Origin of the sequence: Nodularia sp. LEGE 04288 (assembly GCF_963896525.1) — a bacterium.
Lineage (GTDB): Bacteria > Cyanobacteriota > Cyanobacteriia > Cyanobacteriales > Nostocaceae > Nodularia.
In genome coordinates, this window is record NZ_CAWQOY010000156.1 from 1 (window position 1) to 21,060 (window position 21,060).

The following is a 21,060-nucleotide window of genomic DNA, read 5'->3' on the forward strand; positions in this document are numbered from 1 at the left end:
ACCCCACCCCCAACCCCCTCCCCGCAAGCGAGGAGGGGGCTATGATATAGCTGATGTGATGAGGAAAGGCTATAGTTCGACGGTTAAAGAAAAGCAAAAAGCCCGCCAGATATGAATTTGCTCAACTGGACAGGCATTGCGCGATCGCTATTTGCAATTTGGAATTGAGCTTATTCTTTGGTAGAATTGCTTCCAGCCGGGCGTAGGCGATCGCCTTCTTTCTCTTCATCCTCCTGGCGGCTAATCTGTTGCAGTACGGGGATGCACTGGCTAATTAGCCAAATCAGCGTTTCTGTCACCGAGTCACCTTGTTGAATGCGGTCTGTGGCTTGGATACCAGCTAGTAGAACTTTTAAACTCAGCAACACAGCGATTAATTTTTGATTGCGGCGGGAAGTAGATTTCTTAGCTGACATTTGATTCACCTATGTGGTTGACTAGGTGAATTATTTTTTTGGGTATTTCCCCATACACGTTACCCATGCAATGTCTATAATGCTTGTATCACTTAGGTTTGCAGCTTGGGGAAACTTATTTGTTTGGGTAATGCTAGTTTCTTAAGATTGTCTTTATAAATGCCAAGGAATATTCGTTGGGATGAATCGCTTTTGGAGAATGTGCTGATTTTGGTGGAAGCTTTAATGCAACTGTCTGAACAGCAACCTGAAAACTTACAACCAAAACCCCCGCTTTCTGTTCAGTGGGAAGCTGATAAACTGCGCGTTACAGGATACGAAACTAAATCGACACGAGGAAAAATAGCTAGAACAGTTGAAGTTGGCACAAAGAAGGAAAACTTACTCAACCTTCTGACAACGGTAGGTAAAACCTTAAAACTGCCTCAGCGCCAAAAAGAATCTGGTAGCAGTCAGCCAGAAAAACAATTGCAGGAAGTGCAGTATTTTCTCGACAGTCTCAGAGAATTGGGACTGTTGAACGAAGATGGCAGAAATACCAGAAAGAATCAAGGTTATTGGAAATTTACGCTGACGCTGAAACATCAAACTGCATCAAAGGAAGAGAATTTGCAGGTGGTGAAGCAGAAGTGGAACGAACACCCCAAGACAAAAGCAACTTCTCAGACTACCCCAATCACAGATACAAGCATTGACTGGCGCGATATTTGCCACAAAAACTTAGAAGATGCACAACTCAGACACAAAGCCACAGAGACAGGTTTTGAAGTCAATGTTTATGTTCCTTTAGGACTGGTGGAACGCAAACAGCAGCAACGCCGAAGTGAACACGAACAGCGAGAACAAGAAAATCCCTATGCATTAGATAAAGAAGTCATTGTCAAAACTTATGAACATGACAACTTTCTTCAAGAAGTGATTGGACAAAAACCAGCCGGAAATCACAAGCATATTGCCATTATTGGAGAACCAGGTGCAGGTAAGACAACTTTATTAAGTAATATCGCCTCTTTTATTAAAAAAGACAAATCTGAAGATTTACCTATCTTTATATCTCTTGCTAACTTGCAAGGAAAGACTATTGAAGACTATTTACTCAAAATCTGGCTGACTCAAGCCATGAAATTAGTTGAAGTTGTCGTCACTCCAGAAATTGAACATCAGTTAATCGAACGTTTTCGCAAAGGAGGGGTTTGGCTGCTGTTAGATGGTGTAGATGAAATGGGTGAAATTTCTCCCATCCAAGCATTAACCAAAATTAATCAAGCACTCAAAGAATTGCCCATAGAGGTGCGGGTGGTGCTGACTTGTCGGTTAAATGTTTGGGATACCAATGTTAATAATACACTTACAGGTTTTGACATCTATAAAACCCAAGAGTTTAAACCAGTGCAAATTGACGACTTCATTCAGCAATGGTTTACTTGTGCTGAAAAGCAACAGCGTGGTGAAGAACTCAAGGCGAAATTAAAAGAATTTAAATATGAAAAAATCTGTAAATTGGTAACAAATCCTTTGCGGTTGGCGCTGTTGTGTCAAACTTTCCATCTGGACAAGCAAGGAGAATTACCAGAAACTAAAGCCGCGCTTTATGAGAGATTTACCGACTATTTCTATGAGTGGAAACCTGAACAAATTACTGAACTGAATAACTCTAATGATTTGAAGTATGAATTACATAATGCTTTAAGTAAATTGGCTTTTGCAGGTATTAATAGTGCGGCTAGATTTCGCTTGAAGCGGAGTTTAGCACGGCAAGAAATGGGTGAAAAGCTGTTTAAACTAGCTTGTGATGTCGGTTGGTTGAATTTAGTAGACAGGTTAGCGGGAACAGATGAAGAAGTTTATGCTTTCTTTCATGCCAACTTTCAGGAATACTTTGCAGCGTTACAGGTTAATAATTGGCGCGAGTTTTTTAATCATATTCCCAACAATCCTACGCAAGGTGTTTACCACATTTTTGAACCGCAGTGGAAAGAAGTAATTTTGCTGTGGTTGGGAAGAGAAAATGTAGAGGCCAGAGAGAAAGAGGCATTTATTAAAGCGTTGGTGGAATTTGATGATCAATGTGGAGATTGGAGCAATATCCATCAAGTAAGACATGGATATTATGAATTTAGAGCTTATTTTATTGCTGCTGCGGGTATTACAGAGTTTAAATATTCCCAAGCAAAGGAAATAGTTGAACAAATCCTTATATGGGGCTTTGGTCAGTTCGATATTGCGAAACAGCAATGGGTGACATTTATTTACCCAATAGCAAACGGAGCAAAAGCAGCACTCCCACAAACAGAACGCGCAACAGCCATTGTTGCCTTGGTGAACTTCATCGCCGACTCCAATGTGAATAAATCTACCAAACGCCTAGCGGCATCTAGCTTAGGGCAAATTGACCCAGGCAACCAAACAGCCATTGATGCCTTGGTGAAGTTAATCGCCGACTCCAATGTGAATAACTCTACCAAATGCCTCGCGGCATCTAGCTTAGGGCAAATTGACCCAGGCAACCAAACAGCCATTGATGCCTTGGTGAAGTTAATTACCGACTCCAATGTGGATGACTTTACCAAACGCCTCGCGGCATCTAGCTTAGGGCAAATTGGCTCTGGCAACCAAACAGCCATTGATGCCTTGGTGAAGTTAATCGCCGACTCCAATGTGGATGACTCTACCAAACGCCTCGCGGCATCTAGCTTAGGGCAAATTGGCTCTGGCAACCAAACAGCCATTGATGCCTTGGTGAAGTTAATCGACTCCAATGTGGATACCGACGATACCGAACGCCTCGCGGCATCTAGCTTAGGGCAAATTGGCTCTGGCAACCAAACAGCCATTGATGCCTTGGTGAAGTTAATCGCCGACTCCAATGTGAATAACTCTACCAAACGCCTCGCGGCATCTAGCTTAGGGGAAATTGACCCAGGCAACCAAACAGCCATTGATGCCTTGGTGAAGTTAATCGCCGACTCCAATGTGGATTACGATACTAGATGCCTAGCGGCATCTAGCTTAGGGAAAATTGGCTCTGGCAACCAAACAGCCATTGATGCCTTGGTGAAGTTAATCGCCGACTCCAATGTGGATAACCATACCAAACGCCTCGCGGCATTTAGCTTAGGGGAAATTGACCCAGGCAACCAAACAGCAATTGATGCCTTGGTGAAGTTAATTACCGACTCCAATGTGAATAACTCTACCAAACGCCTCGCGGCATCTAGCTTAGGGGAAATTGACCCAGGCAACCAAACAGCAATTGATGCCTTGGTGAAGTTAATTACCGACTCCAATGTGAATAACTCTACCAAACGCCTCGCGGCATTTAGCTTAGGGCAAGTTGACCCAGGCAACCAAACAGCCATTGATGCCTTGGTGAAGTTAATTACCGACTCCAATGTGAATAACGCTACCAAACGCCTCGCGGCATCTAGGTTAGGGCAAGTTGACCCAGGCAACCAAACAGCCATTGATGCCTTGGTGAAGTTAATTACCGACTCCAATGTGAATAACGCTACCAAACGCCTCGCGGTATTTAGCTTAGGGAAAATTGGCTCTGACAACAAAACAGCCATTGATGCCTTGGTGAAGTTAATTGCCGACTCCAATGTGGATGACTCTACCAAACGCGAAGCGGCATTTAGCTTAGGGGAAATTGGCTCTGGCAATAAAACAGCCATTGATGCCTTGGTGAACTTGCTCGCCAGATCCAATGTGGATGACTCTAGCAAATACTATGCGGCATCTAGCTTAGGGCGAATTTTGACAAAAGAACACATGGCAAGTCTTGTCACTGTGTTGAAGAATTGTTTATCAGATGAAATTTATAAAAGTAATTTTGACAACTTCCAGGAATATTACTCCCTCTTATGGAACTGCGCCCAAAATATGACTTATCAAGATTTTTATCAAGCATGGCACGCTGGGGAAGACTCAGAAAATTTAGATTCGCCTAGCCAGACTTTTACACCCCAAAACCTGCAAGCTGCCATTAACAGCGATCGCCTACTCAGTCAAACCATCCACCTCATCTGCATCGACACTAGCAAATTTATTGACCCCAATCACCCAGCATCTAAAATTTACACTGAAATCGTCAAAGCTGGCTGTCCGAAGTGCGAAGATGGCACACCAACGACAATGACGGAACTTCAAACTTATTGGGATTTGCTAGAAACTGACAAACGTGTGGTTTTAGTGTTTTATCAAGGTATGGGTTCACAATCACCAGAATTAAGCGATCGCATCCTCAACGACATCAGCAGATTTGACAATACCATTTGTGTCATCGGCGACCAAACCAGCGATGATATTTTAAATAGGCTGCGGAGTCTGCAAAGTTAATTCAGCCTTAGCCAAGAGATATGCCAAGTTTCTTCATTTATAGCGATCGCATTATCTCTGCAACTCAATACTGCAATGGACTTCCTGCTGCCGTTTTTTAGTTCGGTTGAACTCACGTCTATTTGGTAAAATCTAGGGTGAGCCAGAGGAGAACAGACATGGTAGCCGCCCAAACAAATTTAAATATTCCCGCCTTAGAAGCAGAATATAGTCAAAGTTCACCCAGGGAAATTATTAAATTTGCCTTGGAGACTTTTAACAATCTCTCGATTTCCTTTAGTGGTGCTGAGGATGTTGTCCTGATTGATATCGCCTCAAAAATTACTAAAGATTTCCGTGTTTTCACACTGGACACCGGACGCTTGCACCCAGAAACTTATCAGTTATTGGATCAGGTGAGAGAACATTATGGGATTAAATTAGAAGTTCAATTCCCAGATGCTGCGGAAGTCCAAGCTTTAGTCGAAGAAAAGGGCTTGTTTAGTTTCTATCAAGATGGTCACAAGGAATGCTGCGGAGTTCGCAAGGTCAGACCATTACGCCGCAAACTCAATACCCTTGATGCTTGGATTACCGGACAGCGCAAAGACCAAAGCCCTAGTACCCGCAACCATATTCCTGTAATTGAAGTTGATACTGCTTTTTCTACCCCAGACCATCAGTTAATTAAATTTAACCCCTTAGCAAACTGGTCTTCTACACGGGTGTGGGAATACATCCGCGCTTTCAATGTGCCTTACAATAAGTTGCACGAACGCGGTTTTGTCAGCATTGGTTGCGAACCTTGCACTCGACCTGTGTTACCTAGCCAGCATGAACGCGAAGGCCGCTGGTGGTGGGAAGAATCCACAATGAAAGAGTGCGGTTTACACGCTGGGAATTTAGAAAAATAGTTGAAAGTGTGCGATCGCTATCTGATTCCTACAATACTGGATAATGGCGAACATAGCGTTTAACTAAAGCACTTAAACATAAAACGTTGATATAGATCCCCGACTTCTTAGAGAAGTCGGGGATCTGGATATTCTGGGTATTACATTTTTTTAGTTTGAGCTAATTATCAACAAAATAGACGACCACTTAACGTAATATTTCCTATACTTTTCACAACTCAATAATAAAACTATCTCGCAGATGAAAATCAGCCTCTACTCCTGAATGAACTAACGCCCAGTAAGTAACATTACTTGCTTTATCTTTAATTACCGTAGTAATTGCAACCTCAACTTCTGCTTCTATCGCCGCGATTTTACCCAAATCCACATCCAAAACCAGTGTTAAACTATCCGATTCTTTCTGGACAGTAAAAGGGAGGATATTAAAAGCTGTTTCCTCTTGCATTCCTTGACGGTATCCATCAAAATGATAAACATTCCAATGTCCGGCAGGGGAAAGGTTAAACTCCCAATACTGTGCAGAATCTTTGATACCAATAAAAAACTCAAAACAAGTATTTTCCCATAGTTGATGCGATCGCACTGGTGTATCTGATATCGGGGGAATAACGACTTGTGTTAAATCACCGCTCAGGTGGTAGCTGAGGCTAAGTTTATCTGCAAATCGAGCAATACTACCTGTAATTTGCAAATTAGGTAGAGATTCCTCAGAGGGAAAAGGTTTTAGGGAAAATGTCTGATTTGTCATTTCAAATCTTGGATAATTTGGCGAATCTTGGTTTCTTGAGATTCGATACTTTCAGTCAGCTTAAACTGAACTAACGCCCTGGCTAAGTTGTGTTCTGGATACTTAACTTTGAAGTAGACATCCCCAGCTAAATAGTCAGTCAAAAATCTCAGCCCTAACTCAAAGGTAATCAGACGAATCGCCGCATAAATGTAGCTATAGTCATTCTCGGTCAGAAAAGCTTGAGCAACATCAAGATAACCCTGTAAGATTCCCTGACATAAATCTGTATCAAAATAAACCTTTTCCCACTCTTCTGTTTCTTCTCCCATCGGATTGCAACCCGATCGCAAACAGTCGCCAATGTCGTAATGTACTAGTCCAGGCTTTACGGTGTCGAGGTCGATGATGCTAATTGCTTTGTGTGTAGCAATGTCAAACATGACGTTATTTATTTTAGGATCGCCGTGCATGAGGCGTAACGGTAGTTTGCCTGTAGCTTTGGCATCTTCTAAGATATTTGCAAAGCTGGTGTGAGCGGTGACAAATTGTAAGCAATAATTAACCTCTGGGGATGTGTGCGGGGCAGCTTTCTTCAGTATGTCCTCGTACTGTTGAAGATAAACTGGTGTAATATGAAATCCTGGTAAAGTATCAGCGAGTTTTGCCGGGGGTAAATCACTGATCAGATTGTGGAACATTCCCAAGGCATAGCCAATTTCTGAAGCGTATGAAATATCTGGCAAAGTGTCGAATGATTGGGCGTTTTCCACGAAGCTGATAGCCCGCCAGTAGCCATTATTCTCGTCTATCCAGAGATTTTGAGTATCCTGAGTTAACAACACACGGGGAACCTCCCAGCGGCGATTGGCTGAGGTAAGTTTTAGGCGATCGCCTCCGGCGCGGCTTTGCCGATTGCCTTTGGCACGGCTCTGCCGAACGCAAACATGATCTGTTAAAATCTGCATATTCTGCATTACCAGTTCTGGCTGCCGAAACACCTGGGTATTGATGCGTTGCAGCACAAAATGCTTTCTCTCTGAAGAATCCAGAGTTACCAGAAAAGTGTCATTAATATTACCATTTCCTAACGATTGAATACCCGTAACCTGGCCTTGAGACGTGAATTGTTCGGCTATAGCAATTAAAGTGATCTCTGTTGTCATGTTCATTGACCTGCACTACTCCCCACAGACACTGCACAAAGGCAATAGGGGATATAGTAGCCTAAGTTTCACTACAGGTCAGTATTAAATTGTTGCAAGTTTTGCAGGCGAAACCTACGGTCAGCTACGCTAACGCACAAAGTTTCAAGCAACACCATAATCTGTGTACTGCCGTTTGAAGGGAGGTTGCAAACCCAAGACAATATCTTCTCTTGGTACTCCCATTTCAACTAATTCCTCAGCCGGATTCTGATCAGTTAAATTCTGCTGAAGCCAAATTTTGCCATCTTTAATGTCCAAATGCATAACGCATCGATAAACACGATTAAATTCCTGCCAACCCACATTCATCCACTGATAATGGTTATGCTCAGTATCTAAGATGAGTTGAACTTCTACGCCCTGATCTGAAACATCATTACTAGCATAACGAGTCAGTAGTGTTTTAATACATTCCTGATATTTTGCTACTTTATCCACCGCATAATCACCTCAAATGAACGGTTGCATCCTCTGGAAAAATCCGACTCAAATCCAATAAAACATCTGCAAATCCAGGAATTGGGACTGATTGGTGAGATAGAGAAATCTGCTGGCTGAGATAGCTAAAATTCTTTTGAGCATTTTGATAAGGTTGATTGTATCGCTCCAGTTGACGAGCGGGCAAATTTACAATCCAATAATCAATAATTCCGGCTTCTGCATATAGAGATAGCTTTTTTGTTTGGTCATAGGTCAATGTAGAATCAGAAATTTCGATAACTAACAGAATGTCTTCAGGATAGGGATGATGAACCAAATAATCCTCATCTTTGCCTCTAGCAATGACGATATCAGGCTCAGGTTCACTTTGATTGGATAGGGTAATGGGATCTTGTCCACGGATGACTGCGAGATCGCCTAATAACCGATCCAGTTGGCGACATAAGATAGAACTACACACTGTATGCACTCTGCCTTTTGCCGTCATTTGCATCAGTTCTCCTCTAATCAATTCAATGCGCTCGCCTTCCGTAAGTAAACCAAGTTCAATCAGCCGATGATACTCGTCTATAGTGAATCGCTTAGGTTTGACGACATTCATAACAAATTTATGCAGAATCGGTCTGTTTTTACTTTAGCTTCCCAGCAGAAATTAAACTGACTTTAAAGCCAACGCCTCAAACTGCTGCCAGCAAAGATATAATGCACGGGGTACATGAAAACAGCCCTTCCATTTACCACCTTTGAGATTTAACAATACTTCCCCACGGCGATTGAGATAACCGAACCACTCGCCATATTCTGGATCGGCAAAGTGTGACCAAGTATAATCGTGCATTTTTTGATACCATTCCCAACAGACATCACGCCCAGTCAAACGATAAGCGATCGCTAATGCGACTAAAGATTCTAAATGCACCCACCACAATTTCTGATCCCATTCCAATTGCTGGGGAGGATGACCATTTGCATCCATAAAGTAATATAATCCGCCGTACTCACTATCCCAGGCAAAATTGAGGATATTTAGCACCACATCAACGGCTTGATTAATCGTCTGAGTATCCTTTGTGCGGTTGGCGATATCCATAATAAACCACATGGCTTCGATACCATGACCAGGATTAATTAACCGCCCTTCAAAGCAATCAATGTGGGAACCATCAGGGGCGACATTTTCATACATCAGCCCCCGTTCTTGGTCGAGAAAATCCGTCATTACTTCTTGAACAGTGCTAGCCAGGACATTTTCAAGGGTTTCACTGGGTAGCAGCCATTCCATTTCTAGGGTGAGATTGGCTAAAATCATCGGTACAGCCAAGGATTTCATCGGGCGTGTACCGGGATAGGTCTTATTATATTTACCTTTAGGATGATCTTTGCGGCGCAAAACATTATTGTAAGCTTGCATTGCTACGTCCTTCGCCCAATCTTCTCCAGAAGCCAAGGCATATTGGCTAAATGCCATCGCGGCAAAGCAATCAGAAAATATATTGTAAGGTTCTACTAGTGGCTGACCTTCACGAGTGAGGGAAAAATACCAATTACCTTCGGCATCTCTGCCATGTTGGGCGAGAAAATCAGCCCCATTTTTAGCAATTTTTAACCATGTTTCCCGCTTTTCTAGCTGGTTGTACAGCATAGAAAAAGTCCAGATTTGGCGATTTTGCAACCAGATAAATTTGTCTGTGTCGTAGACCTGACCCTCACGGTCAAGACAGGTAAAATAACCGCCATGCTGCCAATCGAGTGAGTTTTTTTCCCAAAATGGAAGTACGTCATTGAGGAGGGCGTGTTTATAAAGTGCAGCCAGGGTTTTAAAGTCGTACTCCATACATTTCTGCCAAAACTAATAACTTAATTATTATCAGTTACGACTAATAATTTAGGAATGCGGATTTAATAAAATATAGAACCTCACCCCCAAGCCCTCTCCTTAATAAGAAGAGGGAAGACTTTGATCAAAGTCAAAGGCGCGGTGAGGTTTCTTTACAATTATTATTAACCCGGTTAGGCAGTGGGAGATTAAAAATTACTCCAAAGAATTACCCGCTTGAGATAGCATTTCTCCCAGTCGTTGCACCTTTGTTGCTACATCACCAGTAGCGTTAGCAGCTGCGTTTTGAGTGTCTTCGCCCAAATCGACCAGAATTTCCGCAATGGATGCAGTATCGCCACTGGCGATCGCCTCTTTCAGTTCCCCCAAGTCTTCAGCCAGGTCAGTTCCTGAGAGTTGTTGTTGCCAAGTATTGATAATAGCGATCGCCTGATCGGTAGGGATGGATGTGAGGTCTCTTTGCAAGGCAGAGATGGTGCTGTCTATGTCAACGTTTCGGGTTGCATCAGCCATAAGAAACTCCTGTGTTGAGTGGATCTCAATAATCCACAATGGATTACTACCTGACCTCATTCTTCTCAAGATCAATACTTAAGTCCTCAGCCTAGAGTTATGTTCTCAAAGTTAGAGAATTTGTTAAAACTTGACTTTATATAAATCAACTAATTCTCCTGATTGTTTCGCCACTACTTTTGCACCATTAGCTTTGAGCATTTTTTCCCACTCAGCCACAGGTTCTAGAAATACTTCAGCACCCAGATATGTTTCCAAAACTGCCCAATCTTCTGCTAAGGGATGTTCTGGATTGAGGATGTCAAACACAAAATGTCCATCTGGTTTCAAGACGCGCTTGACTTCTGCTAAGACAGCACTCCAGTATTTTAGGGGAAAATAGCAGCTAAATCCTGTGGCGATCGCTAAATCAAACTGGTCTGCGGAGTAGTTTAATTGATGGGCTGGCCCCAACTCCACACCTTTGAACAGCTTAGAATTCAATTGCGAACCACGAGAATTGAGGGTATCCCGTGCCACGGTGCTAATTTCTTGACCATAAAAGTATGCCAACCAATCCCGCCAAGGATAGATTAAAAAGCTAACACCACAGCCAATATCCAAACAGTGCTGGTTTTTTTTCGGTTGAGCAATTTCCCAAAATGGAGAGGCAATTTTCCCAGACAACAGACCAGTCACCCATTCTTGATAGATGGGCATTTCCTGTACTTCTGCTGGTAATTCTAAGTCTTGCTTTTGATACTGTCGGTTAAAGCGATACCCCACCTGCGCCACTCTCTCCTGCCAGTTTTCTGAGTTATGGGGAGTTTGGGAGGGAAAAAGCTCAATTGGGTCTGGTGAATTCCGCTTTTTAGACATTCTGTCTCTGCTGCTCCTAGAATATTTTTAGGTTAATTTCTAGTGTAGCTAAATGGAGACTGGGGATTGGTCAGGAAAAATTAAGCCTTTTGAAGATATCTTGCAGTTTAGCGTTTCTCAAGGCTGTTATAGTGTTTACTCGAAACTTTCCCGGCAACAATTGTATCAGCCCAATAAAACTGTTGCCGTAAATAAAGCAGAAACTCAAGCAAAAATTGAAGTTAAGAAAACTTAAAAACTCCAAACCAATATAATTGCATATTAAAAACCAGGATACAAAGGTAATTCTTTACTTAATCTGAGCAATTCTCTCGTTATACCTGTTTCATCATTGGCTATGTTTGTCATTCCAGTTCTCATATATTTGCGTTCAAAGATTTCAAAGCCTGGAATTTGATCTAAAATAATGGCGTATTCGTCAAATATTGTAGATGTGCCTTCTTTTGGGTGTACATAATAAAAGCTATCGTTTCCACCTCCACAAAGCTCTACTTCGCCAATACGAAAACTTTGCCAAAGTATATAAATATTCTTATTTGTCAATGGAAGTTGCTCACAGTTAGAAAACCCATTTCTATAGTAAGATTCTCTTTTACCTTTTACAATGCAAAAAACTAATCCCCAATTTTTATTATTATTTATCCATGATTTTGAAGTGCTGAATCCACAGGATTTAATATTTAAAGGATTGTGCCACCCTTTATTTTCTAAATTCCAAGTTTGAAGAATTATTTTAAAATTATTATTTTTATTGATTGACATACACACATCTCATGAAAAAGCTTAAATTGCTCTAAACACTTATTTCATGGCAGATAGTTCATAAAATTTCTAAAATAAATTTAATATTAATTAAATCCCAATATAGTTCATTCAAGCCTAACAGTCAACGTTTACGTAGGTTGGGTTGAGGAAAGAAACCCAACATTTGCGCGACTTTGAAAAGAAACCAAGATTTACTATGAAATTGCTTAAATAGTTTAGACTTAATTTTTGTTTATAAATAAAGATTGAAATATAGCAAATTACTCAAGTTTGTCTTTGTGTAGTTTAATAGATAATGGTGGGTTACGCTGTCGCTAACCCACCCTACAATTTTGGACAATTTTTGGGAAATCCTTAATCCCTAAACTTGATTAACCCAAATCAAAAAGTAAAAACTCTGTGCTAATGTCGGTACTGATTTGCAGTTTTTCTTCACCACTAATTTGCACACCATCACCGGCTCTGAGTTCCTCACCATTCAAAGTTGCGACACCTTGAGCTATTTGTAACCACGCATAACGATCAGGTTTAACTTGATAATTCACAACATCACCAGCCTCTAAAATAGACGCATACAAATCAACATCTTGGTGAATTGTTACCGCACCATCACGCCCATCTTTAGCCGCAATTAAGCGTAGTTGACCGCGCTTTTCTTCGAGAGGAAATGATTTTTGTTCATATCTGGGTGCTATTCCTTGCTTGTCTGGTAAAATCCAAATTTGCAGCAAGTGCAGTGGCTCAGTTTGCGAAGGATTAAATTCACTGTGAGCGATTCCAGTTCCCGCACTCATTATCTGTGCATCACCAGGACGAATTATGGAACCAGTACCCAAGCTGTCTTTATGCTCAACTGCACCTGATAGGACATAGGTGAGAATTTCCATATCGCGGTGACTGTGGCGCGGAAATCCACCACCAGGGGCGATGCGGTCATCGTTGATTACCCGCAGAGTACGAAATCCCATGCGATCGCGATCGTAAAAACTACCAAAGGAAAATGTATGATAACTATCGAGCCAGCCAAACTCAGCATGACCACGAGCGTTTCTATCATGAATTAAATAGTTAATTGTGTTTTGAGACATCAGATTACCTCGTTGCTATGAATTTTTTTAATCAAAACAACAATATTTTTACTGGTTTTGATTGTTTAATTTGTAGAATTTTGAACTATCTAAATAATAGAATACATACAGATAAAATGAAAAGTACGCACTTAAAAGTGACGTACTTACCAAAAAGATACTATTGGGCTGGAAAACAAAAATGCTTATCTGAGAACGGCTGTTTTTTGAGTCGTACCCGCTTTACCATTCTCACCCTTGATTTCTGCTACTTGCAGATGAGCATCTAAGAACCAGAGTCGTTTGTCAATGGTGCGGGAAATTTCGGTGTAGAGGTCGGCTGTATCAGCATCGCCTAAGTCATCGGTTTTAGCGATCGCATCTCTGATATGTTTGCCATAGGCTGCAAAGCGATCTGCCAAAGCTGCGACATGATCTTTACCTTCTAAAATATCGAAGGGATATTCTGGCAAAATGGAATTACTCGCCGCAGCGCGCGCTGTTCCTAAAGCATAACCACCTAAAGCGGTGACACGTTCCGCGACCATATCAACATACTGTTCTAATTCCCCCGCCAGTTCATCAAATAATTCATGCAGCTGAAAGAAGTCAGTACCCTTAACGTTCCAGTGGGCTTGCTTGGCTTGGGTTTTTAAATCCGAAGTAGCTGCTAAGGTCTGATTGAGAATTACCACGATTTGCACTCGCACTTCAGCAGGAATATCAATGCGGGTAGGGTACAGACGAGATGTAAGTGTGTTGTTGTTAGTCACGATTCTACTTCAATGGGAGCGACACAAACAGTCTACAGATAGTCGATAAGTTTTTGTAACTCCCTCTGGCCAGATGGCATTAATGTCTAAATGAATTATTATCTTTATTTATAATCTTTATTATTAGCCAAAAATTCTCAATTAAAGCACTCAAATATAATGGTTCTTGATAGCGGTTAATTTCCTACTAACAAAGGCAAGCGCAGATTATTTAATTACAAAAAATTATAGACGAAAGACAGTTTAATTTGACTATTTTTGTCAGGGTATTGTAAATTTTATACTATACCTAAAGAAAGACCAATTTCATGAATTACCACTTGATCTACGACGGAAACTGCAATCTCTGCGTCACCCTAGTCCAGTTGCTGGAAAACCTAGACCAAGGAAATCTGTTTCGCTACACCCCGATGCAAGATAAGCAAACACTGAGACAGTGGGGAGTTACACCCCAAGATTGCGAACAGGGGATGATTTTAATTGATGCTAATGCACCTTCCAGACGTTGGCAAGGTAGTGAGGCTGCTGAGGAAATTCGGCGGTTATTGCCGATGGGAAGTCTATTTGTGGAAGCTTATCGGACGTTACCTGGGATGAAGTGGGTAGGCGATCGCTTCTATGAACAAATCCGCGACAACCGCTATACTCTTTTTGGCAAGCGTGGAAGTACTTATCAATCAGTTTATTGTGCCGATGGTAGCTGCAACCCAGAAAATTACGAATAATTAGAGCTTTTGGGGTTTCTGGGAAATCAATTCTCCCACTTCCACTTTCTCCTGCTCTGAAGTAATTTCGGGTTTTCTTATTTGCAAGTTTTTTTGTCCTACCCCAAAACATTAAAGTAATTCATGAAAATCAAATTGTCCTTAATAATTGGTTTGATAATTAGTTTTAACTTGCCATCATACACAAAGACTGCTATAGCTCGGTCTGTAAATGCTAAAAGCTTTAGCGATTGGTGTCAGCAGCAATCAACGTTATCTCCAGAAACAAGAAATACAGTGGAGATCCTGTTAGAAAAGGCTAATACTCAAAACTGCGCGCAGGCTAACGAAAGGCTTACCAAACTGACTGTTATCGACCTTGATGACAATCAAATCAGCGATCTCCAGCCTTTATCGGCGCTAACTAATTTGACTATACTCTCGCTCGACTCCAATCAAATCAGCGATCTCCAGCCTTTATCGGCGCTGACTAATTTGACTACACTCACGCTCATCAACAATCAAATCAGCGATCTCCAGCCTTTATCGGCGCTGACTAATTTGACTACACTCTGGCTGGATGACAATCAAATCAACGATATCAAGCCTTTATCGGCGCTGACTAATTTGACTACACTCTGGCTGGATGACAATCAACTCAGGGCTATCCAACCTTTATCGGCTCTGGCTAATTTGACTGAACTCACGCTCCAGTCTAATCAAATCAACGATATCAAGCCTTTATCGGCGCTGACTAATTTGACTGAACTCTCGCTTAATGACAATAAAGTCAGCGATCTCCAGCCTTTATCGGCGCTGACTAATTTGAGTGAACTCTCGCTTAATGACAATAAAGTCAGCAATCTCCAGCCTTTATCGGTGCTGACTAATTTGACTGATCTCACCCTCGACTCCAATAAAGTCAGCAATCTCCAGCCTTTATCGGCGCTGACTAATTTGACTACACTCTGGATGGATGACAATCAAATCAACGATATCAAGCCTTTATCGGCGCTGACTAATTTGACTGATCTCACCCTCGACTCCAATCAAATCAGGGCTATCCAGCCTTTATCGGCGCTGACTAATTTGACTACACTCTGGCTGGATGACAATCAAATCAGGGCTATCCAGCCTTTATCGGCGCTGACTAATTTGACTATACTCTCGCTCGACTCCAATCAAATCAGGGATCTCCAGCCTTTATCAGCGCTGACTAATTTGACTACACTCACCCTCGACTCCAATCAAATCAACGATATCAAACCTTTATCGGCGCTGACTAATTTGAGTACACTTTGGCTGGATGACAATCAAATCAACGATATCAAGCCTTTATCGGCGCTGACTAATTTGACTGAACTTACGCTTAACTCCAATGAAATCAAGGATATCCAGACTTTATCAGCGCTGACTAATTTGACCGAACTCTCGCTCGACTTCAATGAAATCAGCGATATCAAACCATTATCGACGCTGACTAATTTAAAGCTTCTGGGTATTAAGAATAACCCGATTGCACCCCAGACCTGTCCTGTGGAACCAGAGTCGATCTGTACCTTTAATTAAGTTCAATTGGTTTGAATTTATCACCTTTCAGGCTGTGTGCGATACTCCGAAGGAGTTGTTTGGCGATCGCATCACTCCCATGAAATTGTCTGCGCTAGGGAGAACTTTCTAAAACAAATTTAAACACTGGCTTGATTAAACACCTCTAAAATGTGCCGACAAATCTGCTTGAGTTTGTCCCCGACTTGTGGCGAAGGTTCAGACATCCCGACAAAACTCCAGTTATCCACTGTAGACAATCGCCAAGCCTCACCGCGATGGTCAAAACCAGCCACTTCTAAACCAATAGCACGACGTGACTGATTTATGGGATCTTGGTAAAAGCGGATTTGAATCAAAATACTGCGACTGCGCCAAGATTTGCTGATTCCCGGAAAGTGAAAGCCGATGTCTATAGAATCTGGATCAATTAATTCCCTGGTTTCTGGGTCATTCTTCCAAGGTTTGAGATCCGATTTAGCATCAGGAAACTCGAATTTAAATAAATTCACTACCGTAGCAATCTTGCTTGCGAGTTCAAGGTTTGTTGCTTGTTCAGATGCGTTCACGAAAAAACACTCCTATATTTTGCCGATCTAGGGGGAATGTTACGACAGAAAAACCGCCAGAAGGCTGATCATATTGGTGTTTGGAGCTTATCAATACCTTTTAGATTTAGCAAATTTAAAATTACGCTTTCCTCACAATTAAGGTGATCAACAATTGCTGATTAAGTCTTTTGAGACTGAGCTTGGTTATCTTGAGTAATTATACTTAATTTTTTCATAAATACGCACTAACAACGCCCATGAGCAAAAATATCAGCCCCAATAACCAGAATTTTCCGAAAAATCCCTTGTTAATTAGAACCATAGATCACCCCAGCGATCTAAAATTACACTGTTAATTGGCATACACAAAACAAATTAAATTCAGTTTATGGCGCGTCACCGCTCGATTTTTTCTCTGCTTTTAGTATTATTAGCTACATTCCTCATTAGTTGTGGTAGCCCTAGCGTCACAGTTGCACCTCCAACTTACACAGCTACTCAACTGGAGCGAATTGGGGAATACGTTCCGAAAATTCAGGCTGTGCGCGATCGCGCAGGAGAACTGAAAACCCTGATCAAAACACAGGATTGGATTGATGTCAGCAATTTTATACATGGCCCGATGACAGAAGCTAGGTCAAGCATGACTTATATCATTCCCAACCTCCTACCTTCTACCCAACCCATAGCACGGCAAAAAACGCGAGATTTGCTTAACCACCTGGTGAAAATCGATCAAGCGGCTGGACCAAGTGATACCCAACTTGCTTTGAGTAACTACCAAGAAGTTATCGAAGACATTGATAATTTCTTTAAACTGCTTCCTGACACAAACTCGCAAGCATAAGTAACTTAGGCGACCACTTACAAGGGGTAGAGGGAAACTTTTTTAACTTTTCTCTCTGCCCCTAATTTATTTTATGACTGACGCACACTCCACAAATTTTTGGCGTTCTTGGGCATTATCTGGGAAAAGGCGGTATATGCTGACCGCACCCTATGGGAACTATAAATTCAGCGTTTTGGCAACTTTTCCGTAATTCCTCGCCTATGAGTTGATTAATTAATAGAGAGTAAGTCCAGACTTTTGTCTGAGAGAGGAGAAGATGAAATTAAATTTTCTCAAACCAAAACGGATTTTTTTTCTAGGTATATTTTCAGCATCCATAGTTTTTTCTCCGTTGTCTAGCCTCGCCTTAAAGGTGGAAGAAGTGCCGAATCCTCGACAAGTATCGGGTGGTTGGGTAACTGATCTGGCAGATATTCTCAGCGATGATACAGAAGCCCAAATTAATCAGATGATTTCTGATTTAGAAGCTAAAAAAGGGACAGAAATTGCTGTGGTCACAGTACCCACAACTTCCCCAGCAACTTCGCCCAAAAGTTTTGCAACCGAATTATTCAATCATTGGGGAATTGGTAAACAAGGAGAAGATAATGGTGTATTATTCTTAATTTCAGTAGGCGATCGCCGGGTAGAAATTGAAACTGGTTACGGTGTTGAGGCGATATTACCTGATGCCAGAGTCGGCAACATAATCAATAGCCAAATTATCCCAGAATTTAAAAAAGGTGATTTTGCAGGTGGGACACTGGCGGGAACCAAAGCGCTGGTATTGGTTTTAGGTTCTGACCCGGCTCAAGCTGCTACTCTATTTACAACAGAAACTACTGCCGATGGCTGGAACTGGGGAGTATTCGCTCAAACAGCCGGGAATATAATACTGGCAGTAGGAAGTGTGATGTTTCTGATTATATCCCCTCGGCTCATCCCTAAGAAAATGTTCCTGGTACGAGAAGAGGATATACGTCAAAAACAGCGCGCCTACCTTTTTTTGTGTGGTGATTGCCAACGGCCGATGAAAAAAGTAGACGCAACGATAATTGAGCCATATCTAAAAAAACCGCACAAAACCGCACAAAATATCCGTAGTGTCAAATTTCAGGGGTGGAAATGTGTCCATTGTAGCCCAATACCAAATGGTAAGGGATTTAATTTAATTGCTCTTGAGAGTAATTCATCTCGATTTCAACAATGCCCCCATTGTAAAGAATTGACTATAATTCGCACTGAGAAAGTTATCGAAAGACCCACGCGACTTACTTCGGGAATCAAACAGGTTGTCGATAAATGCCATTGTTGTACTTATCACCACGAAATGGAGAAAAAAATTCCCCCTTTACCTCCCCCATCTAGCGGTGGTAGTGGTGGCGGTGGTTATAGTGGCGGTGGTTATAGTGGTGGTGGTTATAGTGGCGGTGGTAGTAGTGGCGGCAGCTTTGGCGGTGGTAGTAGCGGTGGCGGCGGTGCTGGTGGGAGTTGGTAACGATTATTTTCCGTAATTCCTCCTTTATGAATTGATTCATTAATTAAGAGTCAATACAGATTATGTCTGAGAGAGGAGAAGATGAAATTAAATTTCCTAAAACCAAAGCGGATTTTTCTGTTAGGTATATTTTCAGCATCTATCGTCCTTTCTCCGTTGTCTAGCCTCGCCTTAAAGGTGGAAGAAGTGCCGAATCCTCGACAAGTATCGGGTGGTTGGGTAACTGATCTGGCAGATATTCTCAGCGCGGATACCAAAGCCCAAATTAATCAGATGATTGCTGATTTAGAGGCGAAAAATGGCACAGAAATTGCTGTAGTCACAGTACCCACAACTTCCCCAGCGCCTTCACCCAAAAGTTTTGCGACGGAATTATTCAATCATTGGGGAATTGGGAAACAAGGAGAAGATAATGGTGTATTATTCTTAATCTCAGTAGGCGATCGCCGGGTAGAAATTGAGACTGGTTACGGTGTCGAGGCGATTTTACCTGATGCCAAAGTCGGTAACATAATCAATAGCAAAATTACGCCGCGATTTAAACAAGGTGATTTCTCAGGTGGGACACTGGCGGGAACCAAAGCATTAATAGTAGTTTTAGGTTCTGATTCTCAGCCCCCAGGATTATTTACTAGAGTCATTCAATCTACTATTGATCGCTTTGGGGTTTCATCGGATTTATTAGTATTCTTACTTTTGGTAGGAATAACAGAGGCATCAGTCATAGGGTTGTTTTTTTTCAACCGATTCATATACGAAAGATCGCGGAGAACTCTTTTACATCCAGAAGACAGGACAAGAAGAAAAGAAGGTTATTATGTTTTTTGCTGTATCGAGTGTAAGAAACGCATGAAAAACATAGATTTCAAAAGCGTTGCACCACATCTCAACGTCAAGGAACAAACAGCACTAAAGTTAGGTAGTGTCAAATTTGAGGGGTGGCAATGTCTCACTTGCTCTCAGCAGTCAACTGGTAGGGGATTTCATTTAATTGGTCTGGAAAGTACTTTATATAAGTTTGACATCTGCCCTCACTGTAAAGAATATACCGTTACTCGCACTGATAAAATTCTCAACCGAGCCACTCGATCTCGTGGGGGCAAAAAACTGGTGATGCATAAATGCCACCATTGTAATTATTACCAGGAAACCGAGAAAACAATTCCCCGCTTACCTCCTCCTTCTTCTAGCAGTGGTGGTGGTTATGGTGGTGGTGGTTATAGTGGTGGTGGAGGTTTTGGCGGTGGTAGTAGCGGCGGTGGTGGTGCTGGTGGAGATTTCTAAAGATGATGAACAATCAAGAACAAAGGATTCCCGAAGAAGTAGCGCCAGAGGTGTTGGAGTTAGCTTCCCGCTATTATACCGAACAGACTCAAGGTTACTCCTCTGCTGAGTTAATAGCCGCAGGAAAGGAAGTTGATATCCCTGTGGAGTTTATTCAGCAAGCAATTCAAGATGTTAAAAAACGAGAACAGGAAAAACAAGCAGCCGAAAAACAGTCAGCCAAATTTCGTCAACAAGTCTTGATGATTGGCGCAGGTATAGTAGCAGTATGTGCTGTTTGGACTGGCTGGACTTATAACTCAATTCAAAGCAGCAATAACAAAGTGGATGCAGCCGGCGCGCAAGTCGAAAATCAACTCCAGCGACGTGCTGATGTAATTCCCAGTCTGGTAAATGTCACACAAGCTTTTGCCAAACAAGAACAAGAGTTAGTTGCTTTATTGGTGCGATCGCGTCAAGCTTATTTACAAGCCGCCACTCCTGAACAAAAAGCTGATGCTGTTGTCCAAGTTAATCAAGCAATTAACCGTTTTAGTCAATATGCAGTTGCTAATCCCCAATTGCAATCTAGCCAATTATTTACTAATCTTCAGTATGAGCTAACGGGGACTGAAAATCGCCTCGCTGTTGAGCGGATGCGCTATAACCAAGCAGTACAAGCTCATAATCAAAAAATTCAAAGTTTTCCCAACTCCCTGGTAGCTAATATTTTTGGCTTTGAAAAGCAGGAATTTTTCCCAGTGACAAATACTGATCTTCCCCAAATTCCACCGCAATAACTGATCAACTTCTGGCAAAATGCCATCT

21 protein-coding genes are annotated in these 21,060 nt (G+C 41.8%); 9 read left to right on the plus strand and 12 right to left on the minus strand.

Annotated elements, in window-relative coordinates; genetic code table 11:
* Positions 1-170 precede the first annotated feature (170 nt).
* Complete coding sequence (locus AACX33_RS22690; protein WP_193997105.1) at positions 171-416, minus strand: hypothetical protein; 246 nt, start codon at positions 414-416, stop codon at positions 171-173.
* A gap of 159 nt (positions 417-575) precedes the next feature.
* Here AACX33_RS22690 and AACX33_RS22695 point away from each other — a divergent pair, with 159 nt between their 5' ends.
* Together AACX33_RS22695 and AACX33_RS22700 are read left to right on the plus strand one after the other, a co-directional pair.
* The gene (locus tag AACX33_RS22695) at positions 576-4,754 is read left to right on the plus strand and encodes a HEAT repeat domain-containing protein (RefSeq protein WP_227789268.1); all 4,179 of its coding nucleotides are present in this window, start codon (positions 576-578) and stop codon (positions 4,752-4,754) included.
* A 158-nt stretch (positions 4,755-4,912) separates the two neighbouring features.
* Positions 4,913-5,647, plus strand: a complete 735-nt coding sequence (locus AACX33_RS22700) for a phosphoadenylyl-sulfate reductase (protein ID WP_193997109.1) — start codon at positions 4,913-4,915, stop codon at positions 5,645-5,647.
* A gap of 211 nt (positions 5,648-5,858) precedes the next feature.
* On the opposite strand, the gene AACX33_RS22705 is transcribed toward AACX33_RS22700, so the two are convergent.
* The 7 genes from AACX33_RS22705 to AACX33_RS22735 all read right to left on the minus strand — a co-directional run bounded on the left by AACX33_RS22705 (position 5,859) and on the right by AACX33_RS22735 (position 11,234).
* Positions 5,859-6,398 carry a DOMON-like domain-containing protein gene (locus tag AACX33_RS22705; protein ID WP_193997110.1) on the minus strand — a complete coding sequence of 180 codons (540 nt, stop codon included), beginning with the start codon at positions 6,396-6,398 and terminating at the stop codon, positions 5,859-5,861.
* Positions 6,395-7,543 (minus strand): phosphotransferase enzyme family protein, encoded by a 1,149-nt coding sequence (locus AACX33_RS22710; protein WP_193997111.1) that lies wholly within the window; start codon positions 7,541-7,543, stop codon positions 6,395-6,397. Before AACX33_RS22710 ends, AACX33_RS22705 begins: the two co-directional genes overlap by 4 nt.
* 144 nt (positions 7,544-7,687) lie before the next feature.
* A complete protein-coding gene (locus tag AACX33_RS22715; protein WP_193997112.1) occupies positions 7,688-8,023 on the minus strand; it encodes an element excision factor XisI family protein in 336 nt (111 codons plus the stop codon).
* A 7-nt stretch (positions 8,024-8,030) separates the two neighbouring features.
* Entirely contained in the window at positions 8,031-8,627 is a 597-nt protein-coding gene (locus AACX33_RS22720; RefSeq protein WP_193997113.1) for a Uma2 family endonuclease, read from the minus strand.
* Between the two features lie 51 nt (positions 8,628-8,678).
* A complete protein-coding gene (locus AACX33_RS22725) occupies positions 8,679-9,860 on the minus strand; it encodes an AGE family epimerase/isomerase (protein WP_193997114.1) in 1,182 nt (393 codons plus the stop codon).
* Between the two features lie 198 nt (positions 9,861-10,058).
* The gene (locus AACX33_RS22730; protein WP_193997115.1) at positions 10,059-10,376 is read right to left on the minus strand and encodes a hypothetical protein; all 318 of its coding nucleotides are present in this window, start codon (positions 10,374-10,376) and stop codon (positions 10,059-10,061) included.
* A gap of 123 nt (positions 10,377-10,499) precedes the next feature.
* Positions 10,500-11,234 carry a class I SAM-dependent methyltransferase gene (locus AACX33_RS22735; protein WP_193997116.1) on the minus strand — a complete coding sequence of 245 codons (735 nt, stop codon included), beginning with the start codon at positions 11,232-11,234 and terminating at the stop codon, positions 10,500-10,502.
* A gap of 52 nt (positions 11,235-11,286) precedes the next feature.
* Here AACX33_RS22735 and AACX33_RS22740 point away from each other — a divergent pair, with 52 nt between their 5' ends.
* Positions 11,287-11,469: a hypothetical protein gene (locus AACX33_RS22740; RefSeq protein WP_193997117.1), complete on the plus strand. Its 183-nt coding sequence runs from the start codon at positions 11,287-11,289 to the stop codon at positions 11,467-11,469.
* Positions 11,470-11,495: 26 nt separating this feature from the next.
* Here AACX33_RS22740 and AACX33_RS22745 read toward each other — a convergent pair whose 3' ends face one another.
* The 3 genes from AACX33_RS22745 to dps form a co-directional block, all read right to left on the minus strand.
* Positions 11,496-11,996, minus strand: coding sequence for a hypothetical protein (locus AACX33_RS22745; RefSeq protein WP_193997118.1), 501 nt, complete (start codon positions 11,994-11,996; stop codon positions 11,496-11,498).
* Between the two features lie 374 nt (positions 11,997-12,370).
* Positions 12,371-13,087 carry a pirin family protein gene (locus AACX33_RS22750; RefSeq protein ID WP_193997119.1) on the minus strand — a complete coding sequence of 239 codons (717 nt, stop codon included), beginning with the start codon at positions 13,085-13,087 and terminating at the stop codon, positions 12,371-12,373.
* A gap of 185 nt (positions 13,088-13,272) precedes the next feature.
* On the minus strand, positions 13,273-13,839 hold the full coding sequence (gene dps / locus AACX33_RS22755; protein ID WP_193997120.1) for a DNA starvation/stationary phase protection protein Dps: 567 nt from the start codon (positions 13,837-13,839) through the stop codon (positions 13,273-13,275).
* Positions 13,840-14,147: 308 nt separating this feature from the next.
* Between dps and AACX33_RS22760 the strand changes: the two genes are divergently transcribed.
* Positions 14,148-14,564, plus strand: a complete 417-nt coding sequence (locus tag AACX33_RS22760; RefSeq protein ID WP_193997121.1) for a thiol-disulfide oxidoreductase DCC family protein — start codon at positions 14,148-14,150, stop codon at positions 14,562-14,564.
* Between the two features lie 123 nt (positions 14,565-14,687).
* Positions 14,688-16,112, plus strand: a complete 1,425-nt coding sequence (locus AACX33_RS22765) for a leucine-rich repeat domain-containing protein (RefSeq protein ID WP_227789269.1) — start codon at positions 14,688-14,690, stop codon at positions 16,110-16,112.
* Positions 16,113-16,231: 119 nt separating this feature from the next.
* Here AACX33_RS22765 and AACX33_RS22770 read toward each other — a convergent pair whose 3' ends face one another.
* Positions 16,232-16,660, minus strand: a complete 429-nt coding sequence (locus AACX33_RS22770) for a hypothetical protein (protein ID WP_193997122.1) — start codon at positions 16,658-16,660, stop codon at positions 16,232-16,234.
* Between the two features lie 370 nt (positions 16,661-17,030).
* Between AACX33_RS22770 and psbQ the strand changes: the two genes are divergently transcribed.
* The 4 genes from psbQ to AACX33_RS22790 all read left to right on the plus strand — a co-directional run bounded on the left by psbQ (position 17,031) and on the right by AACX33_RS22790 (position 21,032).
* Complete coding sequence (psbQ, locus tag AACX33_RS22775; protein ID WP_193997123.1) at positions 17,031-17,489, plus strand: photosystem II protein PsbQ; 459 nt, start codon at positions 17,031-17,033, stop codon at positions 17,487-17,489.
* 259 nt (positions 17,490-17,748) lie between these two features.
* Positions 17,749-18,969 (plus strand): TPM domain-containing protein, encoded by a 1,221-nt coding sequence (locus tag AACX33_RS22780; protein ID WP_193997124.1) that lies wholly within the window; start codon positions 17,749-17,751, stop codon positions 18,967-18,969.
* Between the two features lie 81 nt (positions 18,970-19,050).
* Positions 19,051-20,253: a TPM domain-containing protein gene (locus tag AACX33_RS22785; protein WP_193997125.1), complete on the plus strand. Its 1,203-nt coding sequence runs from the start codon at positions 19,051-19,053 to the stop codon at positions 20,251-20,253.
* 2 nt (positions 20,254-20,255) lie between these two features.
* Positions 20,256-21,032, plus strand: coding sequence for a LemA family protein (locus AACX33_RS22790; protein ID WP_227789270.1), 777 nt, complete (start codon positions 20,256-20,258; stop codon positions 21,030-21,032).
* The last annotated feature ends 28 nt before the right edge of the window (positions 21,033-21,060 follow it).

Bases quoted from the DNA above. Each gene is read 5' to 3' on its own strand.
- AACX33_RS22690 (WP_193997105.1), bottom strand. From the start codon at position 416: ATGTCAGCTAAGAAATCTACTTCCCGCCGCAATCAAAAATTAATCGCT.
- AACX33_RS22695 (WP_227789268.1), top strand. From the start codon at position 576: ATGCCAAGGAATATTCGTTGGGATGAATCGCTTTTGGAGAATGTGCTG.
- AACX33_RS22700 (WP_193997109.1), top strand. From the start codon at position 4,913: ATGGTAGCCGCCCAAACAAATTTAAATATTCCCGCCTTAGAAGCAGAA.
- AACX33_RS22705 (WP_193997110.1), bottom strand. From the start codon at position 6,398: ATGACAAATCAGACATTTTCCCTAAAACCTTTTCCCTCTGAGGAATCT.
- AACX33_RS22710 (WP_193997111.1), bottom strand. From the start codon at position 7,543: ATGACAACAGAGATCACTTTAATTGCTATAGCCGAACAATTCACGTCT.
- AACX33_RS22720 (WP_193997113.1), bottom strand. From the start codon at position 8,627: ATGAATGTCGTCAAACCTAAGCGATTCACTATAGACGAGTATCATCGG.
- AACX33_RS22725 (WP_193997114.1), bottom strand. From the start codon at position 9,860: ATGGAGTACGACTTTAAAACCCTGGCTGCACTTTATAAACACGCCCTC.
- AACX33_RS22730 (WP_193997115.1), bottom strand. From the start codon at position 10,376: ATGGCTGATGCAACCCGAAACGTTGACATAGACAGCACCATCTCTGCC.
- AACX33_RS22735 (WP_193997116.1), bottom strand. From the start codon at position 11,234: ATGTCTAAAAAGCGGAATTCACCAGACCCAATTGAGCTTTTTCCCTCC.
- AACX33_RS22740 (WP_193997117.1), top strand. From the start codon at position 11,287: ATGGAGACTGGGGATTGGTCAGGAAAAATTAAGCCTTTTGAAGATATC.
- AACX33_RS22745 (WP_193997118.1), bottom strand. From the start codon at position 11,996: ATGTCAATCAATAAAAATAATAATTTTAAAATAATTCTTCAAACTTGG.
- AACX33_RS22750 (WP_193997119.1), bottom strand. From the start codon at position 13,087: ATGTCTCAAAACACAATTAACTATTTAATTCATGATAGAAACGCTCGT.
- AACX33_RS22760 (WP_193997121.1), top strand. From the start codon at position 14,148: ATGAATTACCACTTGATCTACGACGGAAACTGCAATCTCTGCGTCACC.
- AACX33_RS22765 (WP_227789269.1), top strand. From the start codon at position 14,688: ATGAAAATCAAATTGTCCTTAATAATTGGTTTGATAATTAGTTTTAAC.
- psbQ (WP_193997123.1), top strand. From the start codon at position 17,031: ATGGCGCGTCACCGCTCGATTTTTTCTCTGCTTTTAGTATTATTAGCT.
- AACX33_RS22780 (WP_193997124.1), top strand. From the start codon at position 17,749: ATGAAATTAAATTTTCTCAAACCAAAACGGATTTTTTTTCTAGGTATA.
- AACX33_RS22785 (WP_193997125.1), top strand. From the start codon at position 19,051: ATGAAATTAAATTTCCTAAAACCAAAGCGGATTTTTCTGTTAGGTATA.
- AACX33_RS22790 (WP_227789270.1), top strand. From the start codon at position 20,256: ATGATGAACAATCAAGAACAAAGGATTCCCGAAGAAGTAGCGCCAGAG.